Source organism: Candidatus Contubernalis alkalaceticus (assembly GCF_022558445.1).
Lineage (GTDB): Bacteria > Bacillota > Dethiobacteria > SKNC01 > SKNC01 > Contubernalis > Contubernalis alkaliaceticus.
The window spans coordinates 3,071,769-3,093,080 of the sequence record NZ_CP054699.1 but is presented as its reverse complement, the minus strand read 5'-3'; the positions used below and the strand labels follow the sequence as shown (position 1 = coordinate 3,093,080).

At 43.0% G+C, this 21,312-nt stretch carries 25 protein-coding genes, 6 tRNA genes and 2 other annotated features; of the genes, 30 read left to right on the top strand and 1 reads right to left on the bottom strand.

Features of this window, described 5'->3' with window-relative positions; all coding sequences use genetic code 11:
* Window positions 1-121: 121 nt before the first annotated feature.
* The 24 genes from trpD to rplL all read left to right on the top strand — a co-directional run bounded on the left by trpD (window position 122) and on the right by rplL (window position 14,754).
* Window positions 122-1,225 carry an anthranilate phosphoribosyltransferase gene (gene trpD / locus HUE98_RS15350; protein WP_241421475.1) on the top strand — a complete coding sequence of 368 codons (1,104 nt, stop codon included), beginning with the start codon at window positions 122-124 and terminating at the stop codon, window positions 1,223-1,225.
* Window positions 1,226-1,250: 25 nt separating this feature from the next.
* Window positions 1,251-1,457, top strand: a complete 207-nt coding sequence (locus HUE98_RS15345) for a hypothetical protein (protein WP_241421474.1) — start codon at window positions 1,251-1,253, stop codon at window positions 1,455-1,457.
* A 205-nt stretch (window positions 1,458-1,662) separates the two neighbouring features.
* Window positions 1,663-2,016, top strand: a complete 354-nt coding sequence (locus HUE98_RS15340; protein ID WP_241421473.1) for a four-helix bundle copper-binding protein — start codon at window positions 1,663-1,665, stop codon at window positions 2,014-2,016.
* A gap of 259 nt (window positions 2,017-2,275) precedes the next feature.
* Window positions 2,276-2,506 (top strand) — a binding site (T-box leader).
* Window positions 2,507-2,648: 142 nt separating this feature from the next.
* Complete coding sequence (gene cysE / locus HUE98_RS15335; RefSeq protein ID WP_241421472.1) at window positions 2,649-3,314, top strand: serine O-acetyltransferase; 666 nt, start codon at window positions 2,649-2,651, stop codon at window positions 3,312-3,314.
* Window positions 3,301-4,704 carry a cysteine--tRNA ligase gene (cysS, locus tag HUE98_RS15330; protein WP_241423583.1) on the top strand — a complete coding sequence of 468 codons (1,404 nt, stop codon included), beginning with the start codon at window positions 3,301-3,303 and terminating at the stop codon, window positions 4,702-4,704. The genes cysE and cysS overlap by 14 nt, the downstream gene beginning before the upstream one ends.
* A gap of 93 nt (window positions 4,705-4,797) precedes the next feature.
* Window positions 4,798-5,571, top strand: a complete 774-nt coding sequence (gene thyX, locus HUE98_RS15325; protein ID WP_241421471.1) for an FAD-dependent thymidylate synthase — start codon at window positions 4,798-4,800, stop codon at window positions 5,569-5,571.
* A 14-nt stretch (window positions 5,572-5,585) separates the two neighbouring features.
* Entirely contained in the window at window positions 5,586-7,283 is a 1,698-nt protein-coding gene (locus tag HUE98_RS15320; protein ID WP_241421470.1) for a 2-oxoacid:acceptor oxidoreductase subunit alpha, read from the top strand.
* The gene (locus HUE98_RS15315) at window positions 7,276-8,139 is read left to right on the top strand and encodes a thiamine pyrophosphate-dependent enzyme (RefSeq protein ID WP_241421469.1); all 864 of its coding nucleotides are present in this window, start codon (window positions 7,276-7,278) and stop codon (window positions 8,137-8,139) included. Before HUE98_RS15320 ends, HUE98_RS15315 begins: the two co-directional genes overlap by 8 nt.
* A 253-nt stretch (window positions 8,140-8,392) precedes the next feature.
* Complete coding sequence (gene rlmB / locus HUE98_RS15310) at window positions 8,393-9,133, top strand: 23S rRNA (guanosine(2251)-2'-O)-methyltransferase RlmB (RefSeq protein ID WP_241421468.1); 741 nt, start codon at window positions 8,393-8,395, stop codon at window positions 9,131-9,133.
* A gap of 27 nt (window positions 9,134-9,160) precedes the next feature.
* Window positions 9,161-9,676 (top strand): NYN domain-containing protein, encoded by a 516-nt coding sequence (locus HUE98_RS15305; RefSeq protein ID WP_241421467.1) that lies wholly within the window; start codon window positions 9,161-9,163, stop codon window positions 9,674-9,676.
* An 84-nt stretch (window positions 9,677-9,760) separates the two neighbouring features.
* Window positions 9,761-10,411, top strand: coding sequence for an RNA polymerase sporulation sigma factor SigH (gene sigH, locus HUE98_RS15300; protein WP_241421466.1), 651 nt, complete (start codon window positions 9,761-9,763; stop codon window positions 10,409-10,411).
* 54 nt (window positions 10,412-10,465) lie between these two features.
* A tRNA-Thr gene (locus tag HUE98_RS15295) sits at window positions 10,466-10,540 on the top strand.
* A gap of 35 nt (window positions 10,541-10,575) precedes the next feature.
* Window positions 10,576-10,661, top strand: a tRNA-Tyr gene (locus HUE98_RS15290).
* 13 nt (window positions 10,662-10,674) lie between these two features.
* Window positions 10,675-10,748, top strand: a tRNA-Gly gene (locus HUE98_RS15285).
* A gap of 33 nt (window positions 10,749-10,781) precedes the next feature.
* Window positions 10,782-10,858: transfer RNA gene (locus HUE98_RS15280), tRNA-Met, on the top strand.
* Window positions 10,859-10,868: 10 nt separating this feature from the next.
* Window positions 10,869-10,944: transfer RNA gene (locus HUE98_RS15275), tRNA-Thr, on the top strand.
* Window positions 10,945-10,948: 4 nt separating this feature from the next.
* Window positions 10,949-11,025: transfer RNA gene (locus HUE98_RS15270), tRNA-Met, on the top strand.
* Window positions 11,026-11,386: 361 nt separating this feature from the next.
* A complete protein-coding gene (gene rpmG, locus HUE98_RS15265; protein ID WP_241421465.1) occupies window positions 11,387-11,536 on the top strand; it encodes a 50S ribosomal protein L33 in 150 nt (49 codons plus the stop codon).
* A gap of 39 nt (window positions 11,537-11,575) precedes the next feature.
* A complete protein-coding gene (gene secE, locus HUE98_RS15260) occupies window positions 11,576-11,797 on the top strand; it encodes a preprotein translocase subunit SecE (RefSeq protein WP_241421464.1) in 222 nt (73 codons plus the stop codon).
* A gap of 40 nt (window positions 11,798-11,837) precedes the next feature.
* On the top strand, window positions 11,838-12,362 hold the full coding sequence (gene nusG, locus HUE98_RS15255) for a transcription termination/antitermination protein NusG (protein WP_241423582.1): 525 nt from the start codon (window positions 11,838-11,840) through the stop codon (window positions 12,360-12,362).
* 20 nt (window positions 12,363-12,382) lie between these two features.
* Window positions 12,383-12,808: a 50S ribosomal protein L11 gene (gene rplK, locus HUE98_RS15250; protein ID WP_241421463.1), complete on the top strand. Its 426-nt coding sequence runs from the start codon at window positions 12,383-12,385 to the stop codon at window positions 12,806-12,808.
* Between the two features lie 62 nt (window positions 12,809-12,870).
* Window positions 12,871-13,581: a 50S ribosomal protein L1 gene (gene rplA, locus HUE98_RS15245; protein ID WP_241421462.1), complete on the top strand. Its 711-nt coding sequence runs from the start codon at window positions 12,871-12,873 to the stop codon at window positions 13,579-13,581.
* 27 nt (window positions 13,582-13,608) lie between these two features.
* Window positions 13,609-13,737, top strand: a sequence feature (ribosomal protein L10 leader region).
* Window positions 13,738-13,755: 18 nt separating this feature from the next.
* Complete coding sequence (gene rplJ / locus HUE98_RS15240; RefSeq protein ID WP_241421461.1) at window positions 13,756-14,283, top strand: 50S ribosomal protein L10; 528 nt, start codon at window positions 13,756-13,758, stop codon at window positions 14,281-14,283.
* A 99-nt stretch (window positions 14,284-14,382) separates the two neighbouring features.
* Window positions 14,383-14,754, top strand: coding sequence for a 50S ribosomal protein L7/L12 (gene rplL, locus HUE98_RS15235; protein WP_241421460.1), 372 nt, complete (start codon window positions 14,383-14,385; stop codon window positions 14,752-14,754).
* Window positions 14,755-15,112: 358 nt separating this feature from the next.
* Here the strand turns inward: rplL and HUE98_RS15230 are convergent, their stop codons facing one another.
* Window positions 15,113-16,825, bottom strand: coding sequence for an IS1634 family transposase (locus HUE98_RS15230; protein ID WP_241420966.1), 1,713 nt, complete (start codon window positions 16,823-16,825; stop codon window positions 15,113-15,115).
* A 410-nt stretch (window positions 16,826-17,235) separates the two neighbouring features.
* On the opposite strand from HUE98_RS15230, the gene rplU reads away from it, so the two are divergent.
* From rplU to HUE98_RS15200, 6 genes are all read left to right on the top strand, one after another.
* The gene (gene rplU / locus HUE98_RS15225; RefSeq protein ID WP_241421459.1) at window positions 17,236-17,547 is read left to right on the top strand and encodes a 50S ribosomal protein L21; all 312 of its coding nucleotides are present in this window, start codon (window positions 17,236-17,238) and stop codon (window positions 17,545-17,547) included.
* Between the two features lie 43 nt (window positions 17,548-17,590).
* Window positions 17,591-17,863 (top strand): 50S ribosomal protein L27, encoded by a 273-nt coding sequence (gene rpmA / locus HUE98_RS15220; RefSeq protein WP_241421458.1) that lies wholly within the window; start codon window positions 17,591-17,593, stop codon window positions 17,861-17,863.
* A 232-nt stretch (window positions 17,864-18,095) separates the two neighbouring features.
* Window positions 18,096-18,848, top strand: a complete 753-nt coding sequence (locus tag HUE98_RS15215) for a Spo0B domain-containing protein (RefSeq protein ID WP_241421457.1) — start codon at window positions 18,096-18,098, stop codon at window positions 18,846-18,848.
* Between the two features lie 147 nt (window positions 18,849-18,995).
* Window positions 18,996-20,297: a GTPase ObgE gene (gene obgE, locus HUE98_RS15210; protein ID WP_241421456.1), complete on the top strand. Its 1,302-nt coding sequence runs from the start codon at window positions 18,996-18,998 to the stop codon at window positions 20,295-20,297.
* An 11-nt stretch (window positions 20,298-20,308) separates the two neighbouring features.
* Window positions 20,309-20,947: a nicotinate-nucleotide adenylyltransferase gene (gene nadD / locus HUE98_RS15205; RefSeq protein ID WP_241421455.1), complete on the top strand. Its 639-nt coding sequence runs from the start codon at window positions 20,309-20,311 to the stop codon at window positions 20,945-20,947.
* A gap of 84 nt (window positions 20,948-21,031) precedes the next feature.
* A complete protein-coding gene (locus HUE98_RS15200; RefSeq protein ID WP_241421454.1) occupies window positions 21,032-21,286 on the top strand; it encodes an RNA recognition motif domain-containing protein in 255 nt (84 codons plus the stop codon).
* Window positions 21,287-21,312 lie beyond the last annotated feature (26 nt).

The window sequence follows — 21,312 nt, the reverse complement described above, 5'->3', positions numbered from 1 at the left end:
CAAATATGTAAGCCCTTTTAGTAACTTAAGCAATACTGTTGATTTAAGCAGAGGTTAATAATTTAAAAGCCTATCACATGATGGATTTTAGTTAAAAACTATAAATAAGGGAGGAAGTAGTATGTCAAAAGGAGATGTAAAGGAGTTTGGAGCGGTTATATCAAAACTTATTAAAAAGGAAAACATAACCCGAGAGGAATCCCGGGATATGTTTTATGAAATCCTGGATAATGCTCAAAGCGATATGCACCAGGGTGCTTTTCTGGCAGCACTGGCAGCCAAAGGGGAAACGGCCGAGGAGATTGCCGGTGGTTGGGAGGCTATTTACGAATTGGATACGGTAAAAGTTGTGCCGGAGACGGAAGGCCCTCTGGTGGATAACTGCGGCACCGGAATGGACTCCATTAAGACCTTTAACATCAGCACCGCTGCTTCAATTGTGGCGGCAGCTGCAGGAATTACTATGGCCAAGCACGGTGCTCGGGCCATTACCTCAATCTGCGGCACTGTAGATATATTGGAAGAGTTGGGGGTGGATGTGGAGTGTGGCCCCCAGGTGGTGAAAAGAAGTATTGAGCAGGCGGGTATCGGAATTTTTAATGGTATGAGCCCTGAGGTTCATCCCAGGGCATTGGGCAGAATTCTTTCCCAGATTTCCTTCGGGACGGTGCTAAATATTGCTGCTTCACTGGCCAATCCGGCGCTGCCCGGTTACGGAGTAAGGGGAGTTTATTCCCGGGAACTGCTGCAGCACGCCCCACTGATTATGCGGGAAATTGGCTACAAGAAAGCCCTGGTGGTACACGGCCTGGCGGAGGACGGTGTACATGGCATGGACGAAGCTTCCACCCTGGGGGAAACTCTAATGGCGGAATTGAAAGAGGACGGGAGCATTCATTACAGTTCCTTTACGCCGGAGGATTTGGGGATTAAGCGGGCATCCGCTGAAGATATAAAGCCGCTGCCCGATATTGCCCAGGAGGCGATGCGCTTGGTGAGGCTTTTAAGCGGTGAAGAGAACGGAGCTCCCCGGGACATAGTCTGTTTGAACAGTGGTTTGATTTTATATTTAATGGGGGCCAGCGGCAGCATTAAAGATGGTTATCATTTCTCCCGGGAAATTATTCAGTCGGGTAAGGCCGTGGATAAGTTAAAGGATTGGGTAAGAGAGCAGAATGCACAGCCGGAAGCGGGACTGGCCAGGCTGGAGAAATACTTCAATTAGACTAAAAGGAACAAGGGAGGAAGATATGATTAAGCTTTATGCTTTAAAATGCAGGAATGGGTATGTTAGGAACAGTAGAGAAGAGGGTTGCCAGTGTGTGCCCTTTAATAAAGCCAGCGTATATAATGACCCGATTAATCTTGAGGATATAGTCTCTTTAGCTGAAAAAGCAGGGATAAAGGATATTAAGAGGGTCGAATTGACCATCACGGAGAGGGAATATACCCCATAAGAAAGTAAAGAAATATGGAAGAGGAAATACGGAAATACGGGGACACCATACTGAATTAGGAAATAAGCTAATTAAGTATGGTGTCCCCGTATTTCCGTACCCGTATTTCCGTATTTCCTTTATTTCCCTTAGGTATTTTGAATATAATTATCATTTTGGATAAATTATAAAAAGGTAGAAATATTTAATTTGGGAGGTGAAAGTATTGGGTGTATTATCAGATGCTCCAAAACATATGGATTCCTGTATTAATGCCTGCGCCAAATGTGCCCAGGCCTGTGAAGAATGTTTTACGGCCTGCTTACAAGAGCCGGATGCAAAGGCCAGAGCTAAATGTATTACAATATTAAATGATTGTGCGGAGGTTTGCATGCAGGCTGTTCAGTATATGGCCAGAAACAGTGATTTTTCTAAAGAATTTTGTGATCTTTGTGCAAAAATTTGTGACGCCTGTGCAAAAGAATGTGAAATGTTTAAAGATAAACATTGCCAGGAATGTGCTCAAATTTGCCGCCAATGTGCAGAAGAATGCCGTAAAATGGCCATGGCTGCCGTTTAATATGATAAGGTAACCGTTGGTTTCTAATAAGTGTAATAAGTGTAATAAGGCTAAGGCTAATACCGGGGACACCATACTAAATTAGAGGAAATAAGCTAATTAAGTATGGTGTCCCCGTATTTCCGTGGTGTCCCCGTATTTCCGTCCACCCCGTATTTCCCTAAGTATGGTGTCCTCATATTTCCCTATATGGAAAATTAATCTCCTAATTGACAATGAAATGCCTTATCGTTATAATAAATGAAACAAAGGATAAAAGGGAAAAGTGATGATGGGGAGAAGTACGTTTCCGGGAACCACACCAGAGAGAAATTCTTGACTGAGCTGAGAGGAATTTCGGGGAAAGGAAGCAGAAAATGCACCCTTGAGTGGGACCAGGAAAGCGATTCCGTATGGGTCCCCGGTTAAAGGCCGTTATCTTGTTCAAGAGGGGTGGTAAATTTAATATCACCTAAACAGAGTGGAACCGCGGAATCAATCCGTCTTTGTAATGATTACAGGACGGTTTTTTTATTTTTTTTCTTCGTTAAATTTTGTTGGGGCGCTGGAACCTTTTATGTGACAATTGGCTTGTAAATGTTTCAGAAGAACTGTCCCCTTGACAATTTTATTTTTTAAGGAGGTTTTAAGAAATGTTGTCTAGATTAAAAAGGGACATTAAAGTTATTTTTGACCGGGATCCGGCGGCTAAAAGTATTTTAGAGGTGGTTTTGTGTTATCCCGGCCTGCATGCACTTGTGCTGCACCGTATTGCTCATTTTTTATACCAGAGGAAAATGGTTATACTACCCCGTTTGCTATCCCAGGTGAACCGTTTTTTGACGGGGATTGAAATTCACCCGGGTGCTAAAATCGGTGACGGAGTTTTTATAGACCATGGGATGGGAGTGGTTATCGGGGAAACGGCAGAAATTGGTCACAACGTGACCCTATATCAGGGAACAACTCTGGGAGGCACCGGTAAGGAAAAGGGGAAAAGACATCCTACCATAGGAAGTAATGTGGTGGTAGGGGCCGGGGCCAAAGTGTTGGGCCCGGTAGAAGTAGGAGATAATGCGAAAGTTGGGGGCGGCTCTGTGGTGCTCACCAACGTTCCCCCAAACACCACCGTGGTGGGGGTGCCAGGTCGTGTGGTGAATTTCAATGGGGAAAGGGTCCCCCACATAGATTTGGACCATCACAAGCTGCCTGACCCGGTTTTAGAAAAGTTTAAGGGTATGCAGCGGCAGATTGATGATCTTCGTTATGAACTGGAATGCTTGGAAAGGGGTTGTAACCGTGTCGATAAAGCTGTTTAATACTGCCACCAGAAAAAAAGAGGAATTTCTCCCCTTAAATGGGAAGCAGGTGGGGTTTTATGTCTGCGGCCCCACCGTTTATGATTATTTTCATATTGGAAATGCCCGGGTGTTTATGATTTTTGATGTGATTAGGCGATATTTGGAATACCGGGAGTATAATGTAACCTTTGTGCAGAACTTTACTGATGTTGAGGATAAAATGATTAAAAGGGCCAATGAGATGGGCATCACCATGGAAGAACTGGCGGAAAAATTTATCGACGCCTACCTGGAGGATGCGGAGGCATTAGGGATAAAAAAAGCCGACCATCATCCCAGGGCCACGCATCATATGAAGGAAATTATTCAGCTAATAAAAAAGCTGGAGGAGAAGGGCCTTGCTTATGAGGTGGAGGGGGACGTATATTTTGATACGGTCTCATTCACAGAATACGGAAGCCTTTCTCAGCAAAACCTGGAGGAATTGGAATCAGGATCCCGGGTTGAAGTGGATGAACGGAAGAAGAATCCTCTGGATTTTGCCCTCTGGAAAAATGCCAAAGAGGGGGAGCCTTATTGGGAGAGCCCCTGGGGGAAAGGGCGGCCCGGTTGGCATATCGAGTGTTCCGCTATGTCTATGAAATATCTGGGGGAAACGCTAGATATCCACGCTGGGGGGCCGGATCTGGTATTTCCTCATCATGAAAACGAAGCTGCCCAGAGCCAGGGGGCTACCGGCAGGACTTTTGCCAATTATTGGATGCATGTAGGTTATCTTAACATAGATAAGCAGAAGATGTCCAAGTCCCTGGGTAACATTCTTACTATCCGAGAAATGAAGAAGAAAGTTGACCCTCAGGTAATTCGATTTTTCATGCTTTCCGCTCACTACCGGAGCCCCATAAATTTTAATTTTGAACTGTTGGAGCAGGCCAAAGGGGGGCTGGAAAGGCTTCGCACCATGCTTTCCTCCCTGGAGGAATCCCAGGCCAGGGCCCAGGAACTTTCTTTAGAAGAGAAAGATCTGAAGATGATGGGGGCGGTGAAGGAGTATAAGGAAAAATTTATCCATTCCATGGATGATGACTTCAACACGGCGGATGCTCTATCAGCCCTCTTTGAGCTGACCCGGGAGGCCAATATCTATATTAAAGAAGAAAAATTAGACAAAAGGGTAATTACCAAAATTCTAGATACCTTCCGGGAACTGGGGGGTGTGCTGGGCCTTTTTGCTGACCAGCATAAGGAAGCTCTGGACCCGGAGATTGAAGAAATGATTCAAAAGAGGCAGGAGGCCCGGAAAAATAAGGACTGGGCCACAGCGGACAGCATGCGGGATGAACTGCTGTCTAAAGGGATTATGCTGGAGGATACTCCCCAGGGGGTAAGGTGGAAGAGAAAGAGCTAAAATACGTTTAAAGATCAATATGAGCGCGATCAAAATAGGTAATTTATGCAAAAAAAACTGCTTGCAGCTCATAATATAAAAGGGAGGAGTTTAATGAAATCCCAACTTAAGGTAAGCCTAATTAATTTTACACCCCAGCCGGAGAAAACTATTGCTGCGGCGGCAAAGCTCTGCTACTCCCGGGTGGGGGTAGAAGAGATTGATAGAAACTTGACCCCGGAAAATGTGGAGAAGTTTTTGAAAATTTTGATGGATATGGGACATGAATCCCCTATTGAACATGTCTCTTTCACCTTTGGGGTGGAGGGGGTGAGCCGGGCCATGTCACATCAGCTGGTTAGGCATAGGGTGGGATGTTCTTATTCCCAGCAGTCCCAGCGTTATGTTAAGCTGGAGCAGTTTGATTATATTATACCTCCTTCCATTGAAGCCATTCCTGAAGCCCGGCAGCGTTTTATCCAGGCCATGGAACAGGCTCAAGTTGAATACGATTTCCTGGTGGAGCTGCTGTTGGACAGGCATACAAAAGCCCTCCTGAAGAATGGAATGAAAGAAGAACAGGCCCGAAGAGCCGCGGAAAAAATGTCCATTGAGGATGCCCGATATATATTCCCCAATGCCTGTGAAACTAAGGTGGTTTTCACCATGAATGCCCGGGCCCTTTATCACTTTTTCCACCAGCGGTGCTGTGAGCGGGCTCAGTGGGAGATCCGACAGCTGGCCACAGAAATGCTGAAAAGGGTTCGCCAAATTTCTCCTGTTTTGTTTGCCAAGGCTGGCCCTCCCTGTCTAAAAGGTGCCTGTCCGGAGAAGCAGATGACCTGCGGCAGCGGGGAGGAAGTAAGGAAAAAGTTTCAAAACCTATAAAACAGGAGGATTTTATGGAAATTAATGTTCTGATAGGAGGGGCTGCCGGCCAGGGTGTGGATACGGTGGCCGCTCTTTTATCTAAAGTATTGGTACGGTCAGGATACGGCCTTTGCTCCCACAGGGATTATATGTCTCGGGTGCGGGGGGGACACAACTTTTCCCGCCTGCGTATTGCTTCAAAAACCCCCTGGTGCATTGGGGAAAGTGCGGATATCTTAGTGGCTTTAAATGAGGAGACCTACACTGTTCACCGCTCGAGGCTTACGGAGGGCAGCCGGGTGGTTTATGATCCTGATTCTTTTTCCCTACCTTCAGAGGAAGAGCGGGGAATCGCCGTGAGGCTTCAAGGGTTGGCTAAAGAATCCGGTAGTGCTGTTATGGCCAATACTGTAGCGGTGGGTGCAGTGCTGCTGTTATTAGGATTGAATCTAACCGCTGCAGAAGAACTGTTGGAGCAGATGTTTGCCCATAAAGAGGGAATGGTAGATAAAAATATCACAGCCTTAAAAAAGGGCTATTCAGAGGCTTCCAACCACTGTTCCCAATGTTTTTCCCTGCCGGAGAAGGAAGCAGAGGGAAAGAGGTTGTTTATTGACGGCAGCGAAGTCTTGGGCATGTCTGCCCTGGCCAGCGGGTGCCGTTTCCTTTCGGCTTATCCCATGACCCCCTCCACGGGAATCATGAACTATTTGGCAGGGAAACAGCAGTATGGTGTGGTGGTGGAGCAGGCAGAGGATGAAATAGCCGCTATTAATATGATTCTGGGAGCTTCTTTTGCCGGAGTCCGGTCTATGACCTGTACCTCCGGCGGCGGGTTTGCTTTGATGGTGGAGGGCCTTTCCCTGGCGGGAATGACTGAAACCCCGGTGGTAATCATTATGGGAATGCGCCCCGGCCCTGCTACGGGACTTCCTACCCGGACTGAGCAGGGGGACCTGGAATTTGTAATGCATGGGGGACACGGAGAGTTCCCCCGGGCAATCTTAAGCGCCACCCATCTGGAGGACGCTTTTTACCGGCTTAATAAGGCCTTTTACCTGGCGGATAGGTATCAGCTTCCGGTGATCTTTCTCACTGACCAGAATTTTGCGGATACGGCTTGCTCCATAGAACCCTTTGATTTCCAGAGGCTAAATTATGAGCGTTACCTGGTGGAGCAAAAGGACCTGGTAATTCCTTATTGGCGGTACCGCATTACTGATGATGGAATATCTCCCCGGGCTCTGCCGGGGCAGTTTCCAGGAGAAGTGGTGCTGGCGGACAGCGATGAACACGATGAAAAAGGAAATATCATCGAAGATGCTCACACCCGCAGGCAGATGGTGGAAAAGCGCCTGCGAAAGCAAATGGGGCTGGCCTCTGAAATGGAGGAGCCGGTCTTGTACGGCCATGGAGAACCGGACATCCTCTTACTGGGTTGGGGTTCTACCTATGGGTCTCTGAGGGAAGCGGTGGATGCTTTGGAAGCCCGGGGGAGGAAGGCTGCTTCTCTTCACTTCAGCGACCTTTGGCCTCTGCCGGTTAAAACTGTATCCCAGATTATTCCCTCGGTGCGAAAAAGTTTTTGTGTAGAAAACAATGCCACCGGCCAATTTGCATCCCTGCTCCGGCGGGAAATTGGGTATGAGGTGGATCACAAGATATTGAAATATGATGGGCGGCCCTTTATGGTTGATGAAATTCTTCAGGAGGTGGAGAAGAATGTTTAGTTCTAATTGTTTTATCACGGACCAGGAAATTGCCTGGTGTCCCGGCTGTGGAAACTTTGCCATATTGGAGGTTTTGCAGGAAACATTGGCGGAGCTGGAACTTTCCCCTCACCAGGTTCTGCTTTGTTCCGGTATCGGCCAGGCGGCTAAAATCCCCCATTATGTAAGGGTGAACGGTTTTAACGGCCTGCATGGCCGGGCACTGCCCCCGGCGGTGGGGGCTCGAATCGCAAATTCCTCCCTGAAAGTTATCGTCCAATCCGGGGATGGAGATACCTATGGGGAAGGGGGAAACCATTTTCTTCATACCATCCGTCGAAACCCGGATATCGCCCATTTTGTTCACAATAACCAGGTTTATGGACTGACCAAGGGGCAGGCCAGTCCCACCAGCGACCCGGGAATGAAGACCAAGGTACAGGCGGCAGGAGTAATCCTCTCTCCCTTTAATCCCCTTTCCCTGGCTCTGACCCTGGGGGCCGGTTTTGTGGCCCGGGGATTTAGTGGGGAAAAAGAACATTTAAAGCAGCTGATGAAGGCAGCCCTGAGCTTCCCCGGTTATGCACTGGTGGATATCCTGCAGCCCTGTGTTTCCTTTAATAAGCTGAACACCTTTGCCTGGTATAAAAAGCGGGTTGAGATACTCAAAAACCATGAACCTACGGATATTGAGGCAGCCCAGCGGTTAGCCCGTAAATGGGGAGAGAAGATTCCCATTGGTATCTTTTATGAGGTTCCCACCCCTACCTTTGAGTCACAGATTCCGGCTCTTCAGGGAAAATGGGGCAAAGAACCATTGGCCTATCGTCACTTTGACCCCAACACCCTGGCCCACCTGCAGGAGGAATTTATGTAAAAGTTTAAGGGGTTATTTGTAAATAGTTTTGAAATATTTCGAATAATGTTAGTTTTTTTCATCTTTTAATGTTATATTAATAGGTAATACTATTGATGGATAAACAGTGAACTCGTTTCAGCAAGCTGAAACATCGGGGAATCAGTTGAGATTCTACTCCACCTGATTATAAGCCTCACCTACGCTAACGCTTAGAGGTGGGGGTCTTATACCCTAAAAAAAAGAGAAAAATCAAACAGGTTGTGCTAATTTTATGAATAATTTGGATTTAATTGTAGGACGGCAGCCGGTGCTGGAACTTCTGCGGGCAGGAGGGGTTTTGAAAAAAGTGCTGCTGGCTTCTGGAATAACTGGAACAGTGATAAGTGAGATAGAAAAGCTGGCTCACAGCCAGGGTTTTAATGTGGAGCGGAAAGACCGGAAACATTTGGACAGTCTGGCTCCTGATTTGAATCACCAGGGGGTAATAGCTCTGGGATATGAGTTCCGCTATACTGCTCTGGAGAGTATTTTATCCAGGCTTGAGAAAACAGAAGAGAAGCCCTTTTTGGTTCTTTTAGATCAGATTCAAGACCCACAAAACCTGGGGGCTATTATTCGTACCGCAGAGGCTGTGGGTGCCCACGGGGTGGTGATTCCCTCCCGCCGTTCTGCTCAGGTTACTTCTGCTGTTTTCAAGGCATCCGCCGGCGCTGCTTCTTATATACCCATTGCTTTGGAAAAAAATTTGAATTCTTTGGTGGAGCAGCTGAAGAAAAAGGGATTTTGGATATTCGGTACTGATGCTTCAGGATCTAAAATTTATCATAGGGTGGATTACCGCATTCCATTGGCTTTGGTGTTGGGCAGTGAAGGTAAGGGAATCAGCCGCCTGCTGAAAGAAAAATGTGATTACCTGGTAAATATACCCATGAGGGGGAAAATAAATTCACTGAATGCTTCGGCAGCAGGTGCGGTACTGATGTATGAAGTGCTCAGGCAGAGGGGAAATTAGGCAGTCCCTTTTGAAGGAGAAAATGTTTTGGAATATTTAATTATTGATGGATATAATATTATCAATTCCTGGCAAGAGCTGCGTGAACTGGCTGTGGAGGATATGGATTTTGCCCGATACAGGTTGATTTATAATCTTTCTCAATTCAATGATATGTGGGACAAACTCACAGTAGTTTTTGATGCTCACCTGGTACCTGGCGGAACAGAGAGCCGGGAGATGGTGGATATTATAGAGGTTATATATACCCGAGAAGGTGAAAGAGCGGACAATGTTATTGAAAGAATTACGCATAATTTTAAAGGGAGCTCTAATATAAATATATGGGTAGCTACTTCAGACCAGACAGAACAGCAGACCATCTTTAGTCGAGGGGCCAACAGGATTACGCCTTCGGAGTTAAAGAGCTTTTTGGATTTAGTTAAGCAGGATATCAGCATAAACTATACTGAAAACATTTTTTTGTCAACTAGAAATCCTCTGGATAAGCTTCTTAAAAAAGAGGTTAAAGAGAAACTGGAACAGTGGCGTCGAGGTAAGTGAATTTAAGACCTTGACGATTAACAAGGGATTAAGTTATAATTATTTTGTAACTGCCATATCCCCAAAAAAAATGGAGGCGAGGCTATGTCAAATGCCCAACAAGATATCCGTGAGGTGGTTTTGGAGTATGATTACAAGACCGACGAGGAAATTGCCGAGGAGGCAAAGGAAGGAAGTTCGGTCGCTTTAGAATACTTGATTAACAAGTACAAGAATTTTGTCAAAGCTAAAGCAAGGTCATACTTTTTAATTGGCGCTGATCGGGAAGATATTATACAAGAAGGAATGATTGGGCTATACAAAGCAATTCGCGATTTTAAAGGGGACAAGCTGTCGTCTTTCCGGGCTTTTGCAGAGCTTTGCATTACCCGGCAGATAATCACGGCTATTAAGACGGCTACCCGGCAAAAACACATACCTCTTAATTCATATGTATCCTTGAACAAGCCTATTTATGACGAGGATTCAGATAGAACTCTTCTGGATATTTTGTCCGGGGCAAAAATCACTGACCCGGAAGAGCTGATGATTAACAGGGAAGAATACGATGATATCGAGTTTAAGATGGGGGAGATCCTGAGCGACCTGGAATGGAAGGTTTTGATGCTTTACCTGGAGGGTAAATCATATCAGGAGATTGCTGTAGAACTGAGAAGGCATGTGAAATCTATAGACAACGCACTGCAGAGAGTCAAAAGAAAACTTGAAAAATATTTGGAAATTCGAGAAAGTTAAAAGAGGACTTGACTTTTCATTTGATACCTTGTATAATTTAAAATGTTGCGATTGGCCGACGTAGCTCAATGGAAGAGCAGCTGACTTGTAATCAGCAGGTTGCGGGTTCGAGTCCCATCGTCGGCTCCAAGGAAGATTAACTTTAATAGAACAGTTTAAAATATGGAGAGATACCCAAGTTGGCCAAAGGGGGCAGACTGTAAATCTGTTGGCAGCGCCTTCGGAGGTTCGAATCCTCCTCTCTCCACCATAATGACATTTTTGCGGGTGTAGCTCAATGGCAGAGCCCTGGCTTCCCAAGCCAGTCGCGTGGGTTCGATTCCCATCACCCGCTCCAGGATATGTCCTGGCTATAATACAATTTTAACAACGCGGGGTGGAGCAGTCAGGCAGCTCGTCGGGCTCATAACCCGGAGGTCGCAGGTTCAAATCCTGCCCCCGCAACCAAAAAATTTAAGCTCACGTAGCTCAGGAGGTGGAGCGTATCCTTGGTAAGGATAAGGTCACCGGTTCAAGTCCGGTCGTGAGCTCCAATATGGCGGCGTAGCTCAGGTGGTCAGAGCATACGGTTCATACCCGTAGTGTCCGGGGTTCAAGTCCCTGCGCCGCTACCACATATAAAGGCTTGGTAACGTTACTATCAGGCTTTTTCTTTTTGTAGGGTAGTTTTTTTATTTTGATTTCTTTTTGTCCATATCTAATCTCAATTTATCCTGGCTTGAAAAATTTAGTAAAATAATTACATCAATACAGTATAAAATTTACAATAATTAACATACTAAGTAATTACACCTCACATTGCTAAACCAACTTACCAAAAAGCCAGTATTATCAGTGTTTTGCCCGGTAAAGATTGAAGGCCAAAATGTTGACATTCCCTATAAATTGTGGTAGATTTGATAGAGTGACGAACTTTAAGTTTAATAAATACCAAAGATAAAGTCTAATTTAGCTATAATCCTGGGGGTGTGCAAAATGCGAGTAAAAATAATTTTGGCTTGTACGGAATGTAAACAGAGAAATTATAACAGTATGAAGAATAAGAGGTCTAATCCTGACAGAATGGAAATGAATAAATACTGTCGTTTCTGTGACAAGCATACCTTGCACCGGGAGACCCGATAGAGCTTGTTCAGCTAAAGTCAGATTAAAGGATGTGAAGTTATGGGTGCTCCAGCTAAAACCAAAAAAGAAGTAAAGGGCATTCAAAAGATAAACAAGCACTTTAAAGATGTCAAGGTTGAAATGAAGAAAGTTCATTGGCCAACCCGCAAGGAGCTTACGGTTTTTACCGTAATCGTTTTCATTGCAATAGCTTCTGTTGGAGTATTTTTTTGGTTTTTGGATACCGGTTTTAATGCATTGTTGAGGTTGGTAATCCAATGATCAAGGAGGGAAAGGTATTTTAGGAACTGTAATTATGGAAATTGAAAAACAATGGTATGTAGTACATACATACGCCGGTTATGAAAATAAGGTAATGACAAACCTGGAAAAACGGGTGGATTCCATGGAAATGCAGAACAAGATATTTAGAGTTCTGGTGCCCATGGAAAAAGAAATTGAAATTAAAGACGGAAAGCGCAAATCTATCATGAGAAAGGTTTTCCCTGGTTATGTACTGGTAGAGATGATTATGGAAGACGATTCATGGTATGTGGTGCGTAATACTCCAGGGGTAACTGGTTTTGTAGGCCCGGGATCCAAGCCCGTACCTTTGGCGGCAGCTGAAGTGCAGCAAATATTAAAGCAGATGGGCGAAGTTGAGCCCAGAAGCAGAGCCCGCTTTGATGCCGGGGAACAGATCAGGGTGATTGAGGGTCCTTTTGCTAATTTTATTGCGGTAGTAAAGGAAGTATATAATGATAAACAGAAGCTCAAAGTTCTGGTTTCTATGTTTGGCCGAGAGACGCCTGTGGAACTGAACTATGATCAAGTAGAGAAAATGTAAGGAGGTGGATGGAAAGAATAATGGCCAGAAAGATTATTGGATTAATTAAACTACAAATTCCCGCCGGTAAAGCAACTCCGGCTCCTCCTGTAGGCCCTGCATTGGGACAGCATGGGGTGAATATCATGGCATTTTGTAAGGAATTTAACGAGAGGACCTCAGCCCAGGTAGGCTTGATTATACCGGTGGAAATCTCTGTTTTTGAGGATCGTTCCTTTACATTTATCACTAAAACTCCTCCGGCAGCCGTTCTATTGAAAAAAGCAGCCGGACTGGAAAAGGCTTCTGGTGAACCCAACAAGGTAAAGGTAGCTACCCTTCCCCGCTCTGCTATTAAGGAGATTGCGGAGACTAAGATGGTGGATTTAAACGCCAACGATATCGAAGCTGCTATGAAAATTATCGAAGGTACTGCCAGGAGTATGGGAATCATCGTTGAAAAGTAAAAATAATAATTAATAAGTGGGAGAGCCAATGGCTCGCTGGTACCACAGGGAGGTTTTTTAAAATGGCATCAAACAAAAGATACCTGGAAGCCAAAAAGATGGTGGACAGAGATATGCAATATGAACCAGAAGAAGCTCTGGAAATGGTGAAAAAATTGGCTACCGCTAAATTTGATGAGACTGTTGAGATTGCTGTGAAGCTGGGTGTTAACCCTAAGCATGCTGATCAGCAGGTCAGAGGTGCGGTGGTTCTTCCCAATGGTACAGGTAAAGAAGTAAAGGTTTTGGTTTTTGCCAAAGGAGATAAAATCAAGGAAGCTGAAGAGGCTGGAGCAGATTTTGTGGGTGCCGAGGATATGGTAGCCAAAATTCAGGGAGAGGGTTGGTTGGGTTTTGATATTGCTATTGCCACGCCTGATACCATGGCTTTGGTGGGAAAACTAGGTAGGATTTTAGGGCCTAAGGGTATGATGCCCAATCCCAAGACCGGTACCGTTACCTTTGATGTTGGCAAAGCAGTCAACGACTTTAAGGCAGGTAAGGTAGAATATCGCACGGAAAAAGCAGGATTGATTCATGTTCCCATTGGTAAAGCATCCTTTGAAACGGAGAAGCTTTTGGAAAACTTTTATACATTGATTGATACGTTAATCCGTGTAAAACCCTCTGGAGCCAAAGGACAGTACCTAAAAGGTATTACTGTTTCTTCCACCATGGGGCCGGGGGTTAAGGTGAGCCCTCAAAAGGCAGCCCTGTTGGGGAAAGTAAGGTAGGATTCGCAGACATTTGAATATATTTAATTTCATTTTTGATTTAGGCTGTAGACAGCAGGTGTCCTATCGGGCTTAATCCAATCCTGCCGAGGTCGGTAAATTTCTTATTAGAAATTTGTACCTCCGTATGTCTGCGGGGGTTTTATTATTTTTGACCTGGAGGAGGTGAAACAAATGGTTGTCCAGGAAAAGAAGAAAAAGGTAGTAGAAGAGATTAAAAACAAGATCGCCCAATCCCAAGCGGTTATTTTAACCGACTACCGGGGCCTGAATGTTTCTCAGATAAATGATTTACGGAACAAGTTGAGCCAGGAGGGGATTGAGTATTCTGTAGTAAAAAACACACTTACCCGGATTGCAGCCAAGGAAGCTGGATATGAGGATTTAAGTGAATTTTTGCAGGGTCCTACGGCCATTGCTTATAGTCAAGAGGATCCGGTAGCTCCTGCTAAGATTTTATCAGTTTTTGCCAAAGAGAATGACAAGCTGGGAATTAAAGGTGGGCTGCTGGATGGAAAAATCATTGACATATTACAAATTAAGGCGCTGGCGGACCTTCCCTCCAGGGAAGTGCTGCTGGGCATGGTAGTGGGTGGTATGCAGGCTCCGGTTTATGGTATAGCATATGCCATGCAGGGTTTACTGCTTAAAACCGTTTATGCCCTTAAGGCTATTAGTGAACAGAAAGAGCAGGAGGCTTAAGGTTAGAGCTGAAAAGATTTTTTTAAGATTATCATTTTAAACAGGTTGAAGAATAATAATTCATCCTGAAAAATTTAAAACATATCAGGAGGTTAAAAAATGTCTAAAATAGCAGAAGTAATGGAAATTATTAAAGGAATGACCGTATTAGAGTTATCGGAATTGGTGAAGACTTTTGAAGAGGAATTTGGCGTGTCCGCAGCAGCTCCCGCAGCGGCGGCTGCAGCCCCTGCAGCGGTAGCAGAAGCAGCAGAGGAACAGACGGAGTTTGATGTAATTCTCACCGGTCCCGGAGAAAAGAAAATTCAAGTGATTAAAGTGGTTCGGGAAATTACTGCACTGGGTTTAAAGGAAGCTAAGGCTCTGGTGGATGAAGCCCCCAAACCTGTGAAGGAAAAAGTTGGTAAAGAAGAAGCTGAGCAGCTTAAGGCTAAACTTGAAGAAGCCGGCGGCAGTGTAGAAATTAAGTAGGACTCTTAAAAAAATAGTATGAGCCGCCATTTTGGTTGTTTGTACTGGTGGTTGACTAAGTGAGTGAACTGGTCTCAGTAAGCTGAAACATCGGGATCAGTTGGAGACACTACTCCAGTTGATAAAAAAGCCCCCCTACGCTAACGCTTAGAGGTGGTGCCTTATACCCTAAAGTAAGAGATAAACCAAAGTTAAAAAGAAAGTTAAAAGAAACGCCCACTAACGGGCGTTTCTTATTCCTTGACAAAGGAAAAATACTATCTCGTCTTTGACAGTTGTTACAAGCAAAAAGCTTGATGATCCCTGATTTACAAGGATTATCAAGCTTTTTTTGTATTCAAAAAAGTGAGTAATGTTTTTATTTTTTTGTCGCTTTAAAAATTTTTTTCATTTGTTTTGTTTTTATAATCTGGTAGTCTGTACGGAAATCAAATGCCTCATGTAAATCATCAGTAAAGTCAGTTCTCGTATATGTTGGAGTGTAACCCTCCCCCTTTATTTCATGAAAGTTCATATCCTTTAATCCTCTAATTATTTCACTGCAGGTATATTTCTCACCAAGCTTTTTTTCCAATAATCTGTAAATAATTAAGGATATAAAGCAAGTTGTAAAATGTGCTTCTATTCTGTCATCACGGCTTAAATAAACAGGTCTGGCTTTAAATTCACTTTTCATAATTCTAAAACATTCTTCAATCTCCCATCGTCTATTGTTTACTTTAATTATTTCAGAAGCATCATCCTCAAGGTTTGTACATACAGCATAAAACCCATCAAAGGCTTCTTCTTTAGCGATAACCTCTGTATCAATACTGTATATTTCTTTTTCAGCAATTTCTCCATCAGGAGTAAAATTAGTTTTTTTAATAAATCTTCTGCAATCATTCTGATTACATTTTTTTATTTTTGTAGGATTTGAATCTATTGTTTTTTGTGCACGTTCTATCTGTGAATTACGGATTTTTCTTTGATAATCTCTATACTTGATAGAGTACGTCACAATGATTTTTTGTTCAAGGTCATTTTCTTTAATCCAACGTTCTTTGTAAAACATTTTATTTTTAGCTTTCTCATCATCTAGTTTAGAGATGTCATAGGTTTTTACATCGTTAGAGAGGTGCCATTCGTTTGGATCAAGTGCCCATTTTTTTAGATGTGCTTTTAATTTCTTAATTGATTGAGTTGTAATAAATGCTCGTTCTTCCCTGTCGTTAAATTTTCTGTTATTTTTGGACGCTAGACCGGCATCGGTACATACGATAAATTTAGAAAGATTAAAATCAGATAGAATTTTCTTTTCTAAGGGTTTTAGTGTTAATTGTTCATTTGTATTTCCTTTGTTGATGCTAAATGCAAGAGGGATACCGTCTCCATCCATAAATAGGCCCATTTGAATGATTGGGTTTGGTCTATGCTCTTTTGATGGACCGTATTGCTTATCGCCATCTGCCTGTTCAATTTCAAAAAAATAATTGGTGCAATCATAATAAAGTACACCAGTATTTCTCTTAGAAACTTTTAAACTGTTGTTGTACAAGGATGATTGTAAAAAATCCGTTTCCTTAGCAATAACTTCAAGAGCTCTGTATATATGTTGAAGTTCAAAGTTAGGTTGTTCTATAAATCTTGAGGAAAGTTGGTAAGTGGCGAGCTTAGATGAAGGGAAGATTATTCTTCCGTAAATCAATCTGGAGAGTATGGAGTTTAGGTCATATGTAACCTTGTATTTTCCTAACATTTCTTTACATATTTTGTGAAGGCCAAGTTGATAGTATATTTGTTGAAGAAAAAGATAACCACCGTTAAAAGAGCGCTGTTCATCTTTCGTAATGACCTTGGAAGGTGAGTACTTTACCAACACATCAAGCTTTTCTTCCTTCTCTTTTTGATTCAGCTCTGCTATGTATTTCTTTGCCCATTCAATGGGATCCTGGCCGTTTAACTTTTTACTCAAATCATTAACTGTTCCAAGTTTTTCAACAATCTTTGATGAATGTACACCATTCTCATAAGTTGATTTAATTACGTAAAGAGATGTGGAATTTTTTGATTTCGAAATAGACAATCTCATATTAACCCCCCAATCCCTTATATTATAACATAATACTCAATAATACTCAATAGAAATAGGTGAAAAATTGACAAATTTGCAATAAAAAAAGCCCTATTTTCAAGGCTTTTAAGACATGTGTTCATTATTCAACTGTCAAAGACCCGAGGTGGTGTCTTATACCCTAAAGAAAGAGATAAACCAAAGTTAAAAAGAAAGTTAAAAGAAACGCCCACTAACGGGCGTTTCTTATTCCTTGACAAAGGAAAAATACTATGCTAAAATAGTTTAGCCGGTTAGAAAGACTCCTGGAAGAGGAGGCTTTCCTTAAACCGGTTTTAAACCGCATGAAAAAGGTTTTAAATCGAGAGGGCAGAAGGGAAAGCCCTCCGTACCTATTTTTAGCGAGACTTTTTGAGGAGGTAAAGGAGATGTATGCAGTTATTGAGACCGGTGGAAAGCAGTACAGGGTAGAGGAAGGCCAGGTTATTAAAATTGAAAAAATTGATGCCCAGGTGGGTGATGAAATCACCTTTGACAAAGTACTGGCAGTGAACTCCGGCGATGGTTTAAAAGTAGGCACACCCCTGGTAAAAGGAGCTGCTGCTACCGCCAAGGTTGTAAGACAGGATAAAGATAAAAAGATTATTGTCTTTAAATATAAGGCCAAAAAGAATTACCGGAAAAAGACCGGTCATCGTCAGCCTTACACTCAGGTAAAGATTGAGCGTATTGAAGCGTAAATTTATTTAAATTATCTAATAATAGAAATCGGAGGTGAATGATATGGCTCACAAAAAAGGTGTAGGTAGTTCAAGAAACGGTCGGGACAGCAACGCAAAAAGATTGGGTGTAAAACGTGCAGACGGTCAAACTGTTACTGCCGGAAGCATTCTGGTTCGTCAGAGAGGGACTCACATTCACCCAGGTCTTAATGTAGGTTTGGGTAAAGATGACACCCTGTTCGCAAAGGTAGATGGAATGGTAGCCTTTGAGCGTAAGGGCAGGTCTAAAAAACAAGTAAGTATAGTACCTTCAGAAGCAGGCATAGTTGGTTAATAATCATCCAGTACGTAAGTACTGGTTTTTTTTTACCTCAGAAATTACGATTACTTCATAATTGGAAAGGCTCCTGTCTATGCTAAAAAATTATATACATGATTATAATTTTAAGCGTTTTAAGGCTTTGTCAAATAGAGGAATATAAAGAGATATGACGAATGTAATCCCTATAACTATAACAATAGCAAAAATATAGATAATATAGATTAATGTGGATAATGTGGATAATATGGATAATACCCCGAAAAACATAAAAATCAATCAAATAACCTTAATCATTACGATATTATTGGGATTAATGGTTTTATTATTATTCGGTTTTACCGGCATTGTTACTGTAGGGCAGGTGGTTTTAGTTCAGAGTATTTTCCTGCTGCTTATTTTTTTGCAGTTTTTTAGGCTCAACGGACTGCATCGAAAAGAATTGGAGATAAGAGAACTGGAGGGCCTAAAGCAGTGTCGAAATATATTAAGAGTTTGGCGCCATGATTTTTTAAACGATTTACAGATGCTTCTAACTTTGGTACAGATGAAGAAATATTTCCGTCAGATGGAATATATCAAAGAAATAACGGAAAAAATTCATGAAACGGGAAAAATATTGAGTATAAGGGATGTATCACTGGCTCTTTTTCTCGTAAATCAATATCAGGAATTTGAAACAAAAAATATTGATTTGAAGATTATAGTTGAATCTGATCTCAGTAAAATTACAGCTGACGGAAGGTTTTGCCGTCAGTTGTTTGAAATTATCTTCGGGTTGGTGGAAAAACATCCAAAGGAAGAAGGAGAATGCCTGCTTATAATATCAGATATGCATGAGGGGGTCAAAGTTTATTTTAGTTTCCCAGGGAATGCTGAAGAGTTTGATTTTGCCCGGGCCGATCTACTGAAGAAGAAGATTACTCAGTTCGGAAGTTTTGACCTTTCCTTTGAGGAAGACGAAGTAACTCTGCAATTATTATTTTCGGAACAGAAGTGAACTCGTTTCAGCAAGGTTTAAAATCGGGGAATCAGGTGGAGACTCTACTCCACAAGATTTTAAGCCCCACCTACGCTAACGCTTAGAGGTGGGGGTCTTATACCCTAAAAAAAAGCGATAAATATTTCAGAAAAAAAGGTGATTATTATGTTTATTGATAGAACTAAAGTGTATGTCAAAGGGGGAGATGGAGGAAGCGGTGCAGCATCTTTTCTCCGGCAAAAATATATGCCTTACGGTGGACCCGATGGGGGAGATGGGGGAAGCGGAGGCAGTGTGATTTTTGAAGTGGATTCAGGACTCAGGACCCTGCTGGATTTTAAGTATCAACAGCATATTAAGGGATCCCGGGGTCAGCACGGACAGGGGAAAAAAAGACACGGCAAAAATTCTCCAGACCTGGTGGTAAAAGTCCCCCCGGGAACTATGGTCTATCGGGATGAAACCAGTGAGTTAATTGCCGACTTAATTGAACCGGGACAGAGGGCAGTAATCGCCCGGGGAGGCCGGGGAGGCCGGGGAAATACCCGCTTTGCAAACGCCACCCGCAAAGCCCCGAAATTTGCCGAAAAAGGTGAGCCCGGAGAAGAATTGACTATTATTTTAGAGTTGAAACTTTTGGCTGATGTGGGCCTGGTGGGTTTTCCTAATGCCGGGAAATCTACTTTCCTATCCAGGATCTCTGCTGCTAAACCAAAAATCGCCTCTTATCCCTTTACTACTCTTACTCCTAACCTGGGAGAGGTCCATATTTCTTCGGGAAGAAATTTTGTGGTGGCAGATATCCCGGGAATAATAGAGGGGGCTCACCAGGGAACGGGACTGGGGTTGAAGTTTCTACGACATGTGGAAAGAACACGTCTTTTGCTCTTTATATTGGATACAGCGGGAACAGAGAATCGGGAACCCCTGGAGGATTTTAATGCTCTGCAGAGGGAATTGAGGCTGTACAGTGAGAAACTCAGTGAAAAACCCCAAGTAGTGGTGGCTAATAAAATTGACCTGCCTCAGGGTCAGGAAAATATTGAAAAAATCAGGAAAAACCTTCCTCAGGGCCTTCGTTTTTTTGCTGTATCTGCAGTAACCGGAGAGGGAATTCAGGAACTTCTTTTTTTCCTGGCGGATGAATTGGATCGACTGGAGAAGGAAGAGAGGGAAACAGTTTCTGAGGAAAAGCTGCAGGATAAAGAAAGAAAAATATACAGACGCCGGGATGAACCAGAGGAGCTGTCCGTCATTTTTGATGGGGAGGCGTACCGGGTTAAGGGAGAAAGAATAGAAAAGTTGGTTCATATGACAGACTTTAATTACGAAGAAGGCGTGGAGAGGCTCCAGTATATTTTTAGCAAAATAGGTCTGGAGGAGCGGTTAAAAAAAGAGGGTATTAAAGAGGGGGATCTGGTTAGAATCGGCCCCATGGAGTTTAACTTTACGGAGGAAGGGTTTTGAGGTGATTATTTTTGAAAAGGGAGAAAGAACAGAGGAACGGAAATATTGGGATTATGGGAGGAACTTTTGATCCTATTCATTTAGGACATCTGCTGGCAGCGGAAGAAGCCCGGGAACAATACTACCTGGAAAGGGTAATATTTGTTCCCTCAGGAAACCCTCCTCATAAAGAGGAAGAATGCCTGAGCCACTGGGAACATCGCTACATGATGACGGTAATTGCCACCATCACTAACCGTTATTTTTCTGTCTCCAGGATTGAACTGGATTCTGCCCCATATCACGTTAACTATACGTTGGATACCGTTAGTAAAATTAAAAATATTTTTGGTGAAGACTGTAGACTGTTTTTTATCACCGGGGCTGATGCTATTTTGGATTTAACAACCTGGAAGGGTTATGAGGATCTTTTGAAAATGTGTGAATTTATCGCCGTAACCCGTCCCGGTTATTCACTTACCCGTCTTAAAAAAATTTTTGATTCAGAGCATTCTGAGCTTTTATCCCGGATAATGATTTTGACCATTCCTGGACTGGCTATATCCTCTACGGAAATACGGGAGAGGGTCAAGCAGGGGAAGACTATTAAATATCTCACTACCTCTGGAGTGGAGCAGTATATTTTAAAAAATAACCTTTATGGGGAGTAAAAATATTTTATTTCAAGTTATGTATAATTTTTGCTCAAAAGGAAAATAATATATCGTAGGTTACTAGTGAAAGGAGGGAGAGCTATGACTAAGACCCTTTATGTAGGGAACATTCCATGGGCTTTAGATGAGAATGAACTCCTGACCGTTTTTTCTGAACACGGTGATATCGTTAACTGCAGGATAATCACCGACCGGAGAACTGGAAGGTCTAAAGGTTACGGTTTCGTTGAGGTAGATGAAGAATCAGCAGATAAAATAATTGAAGCCATGAACGGGACAGGACTTAATGGAAGAGAGATAATTGTAAACGAAGCAAAAGCTAGAGAAGAACATTAAATTAAAGGCAGCGAAAAGTTGCCTTT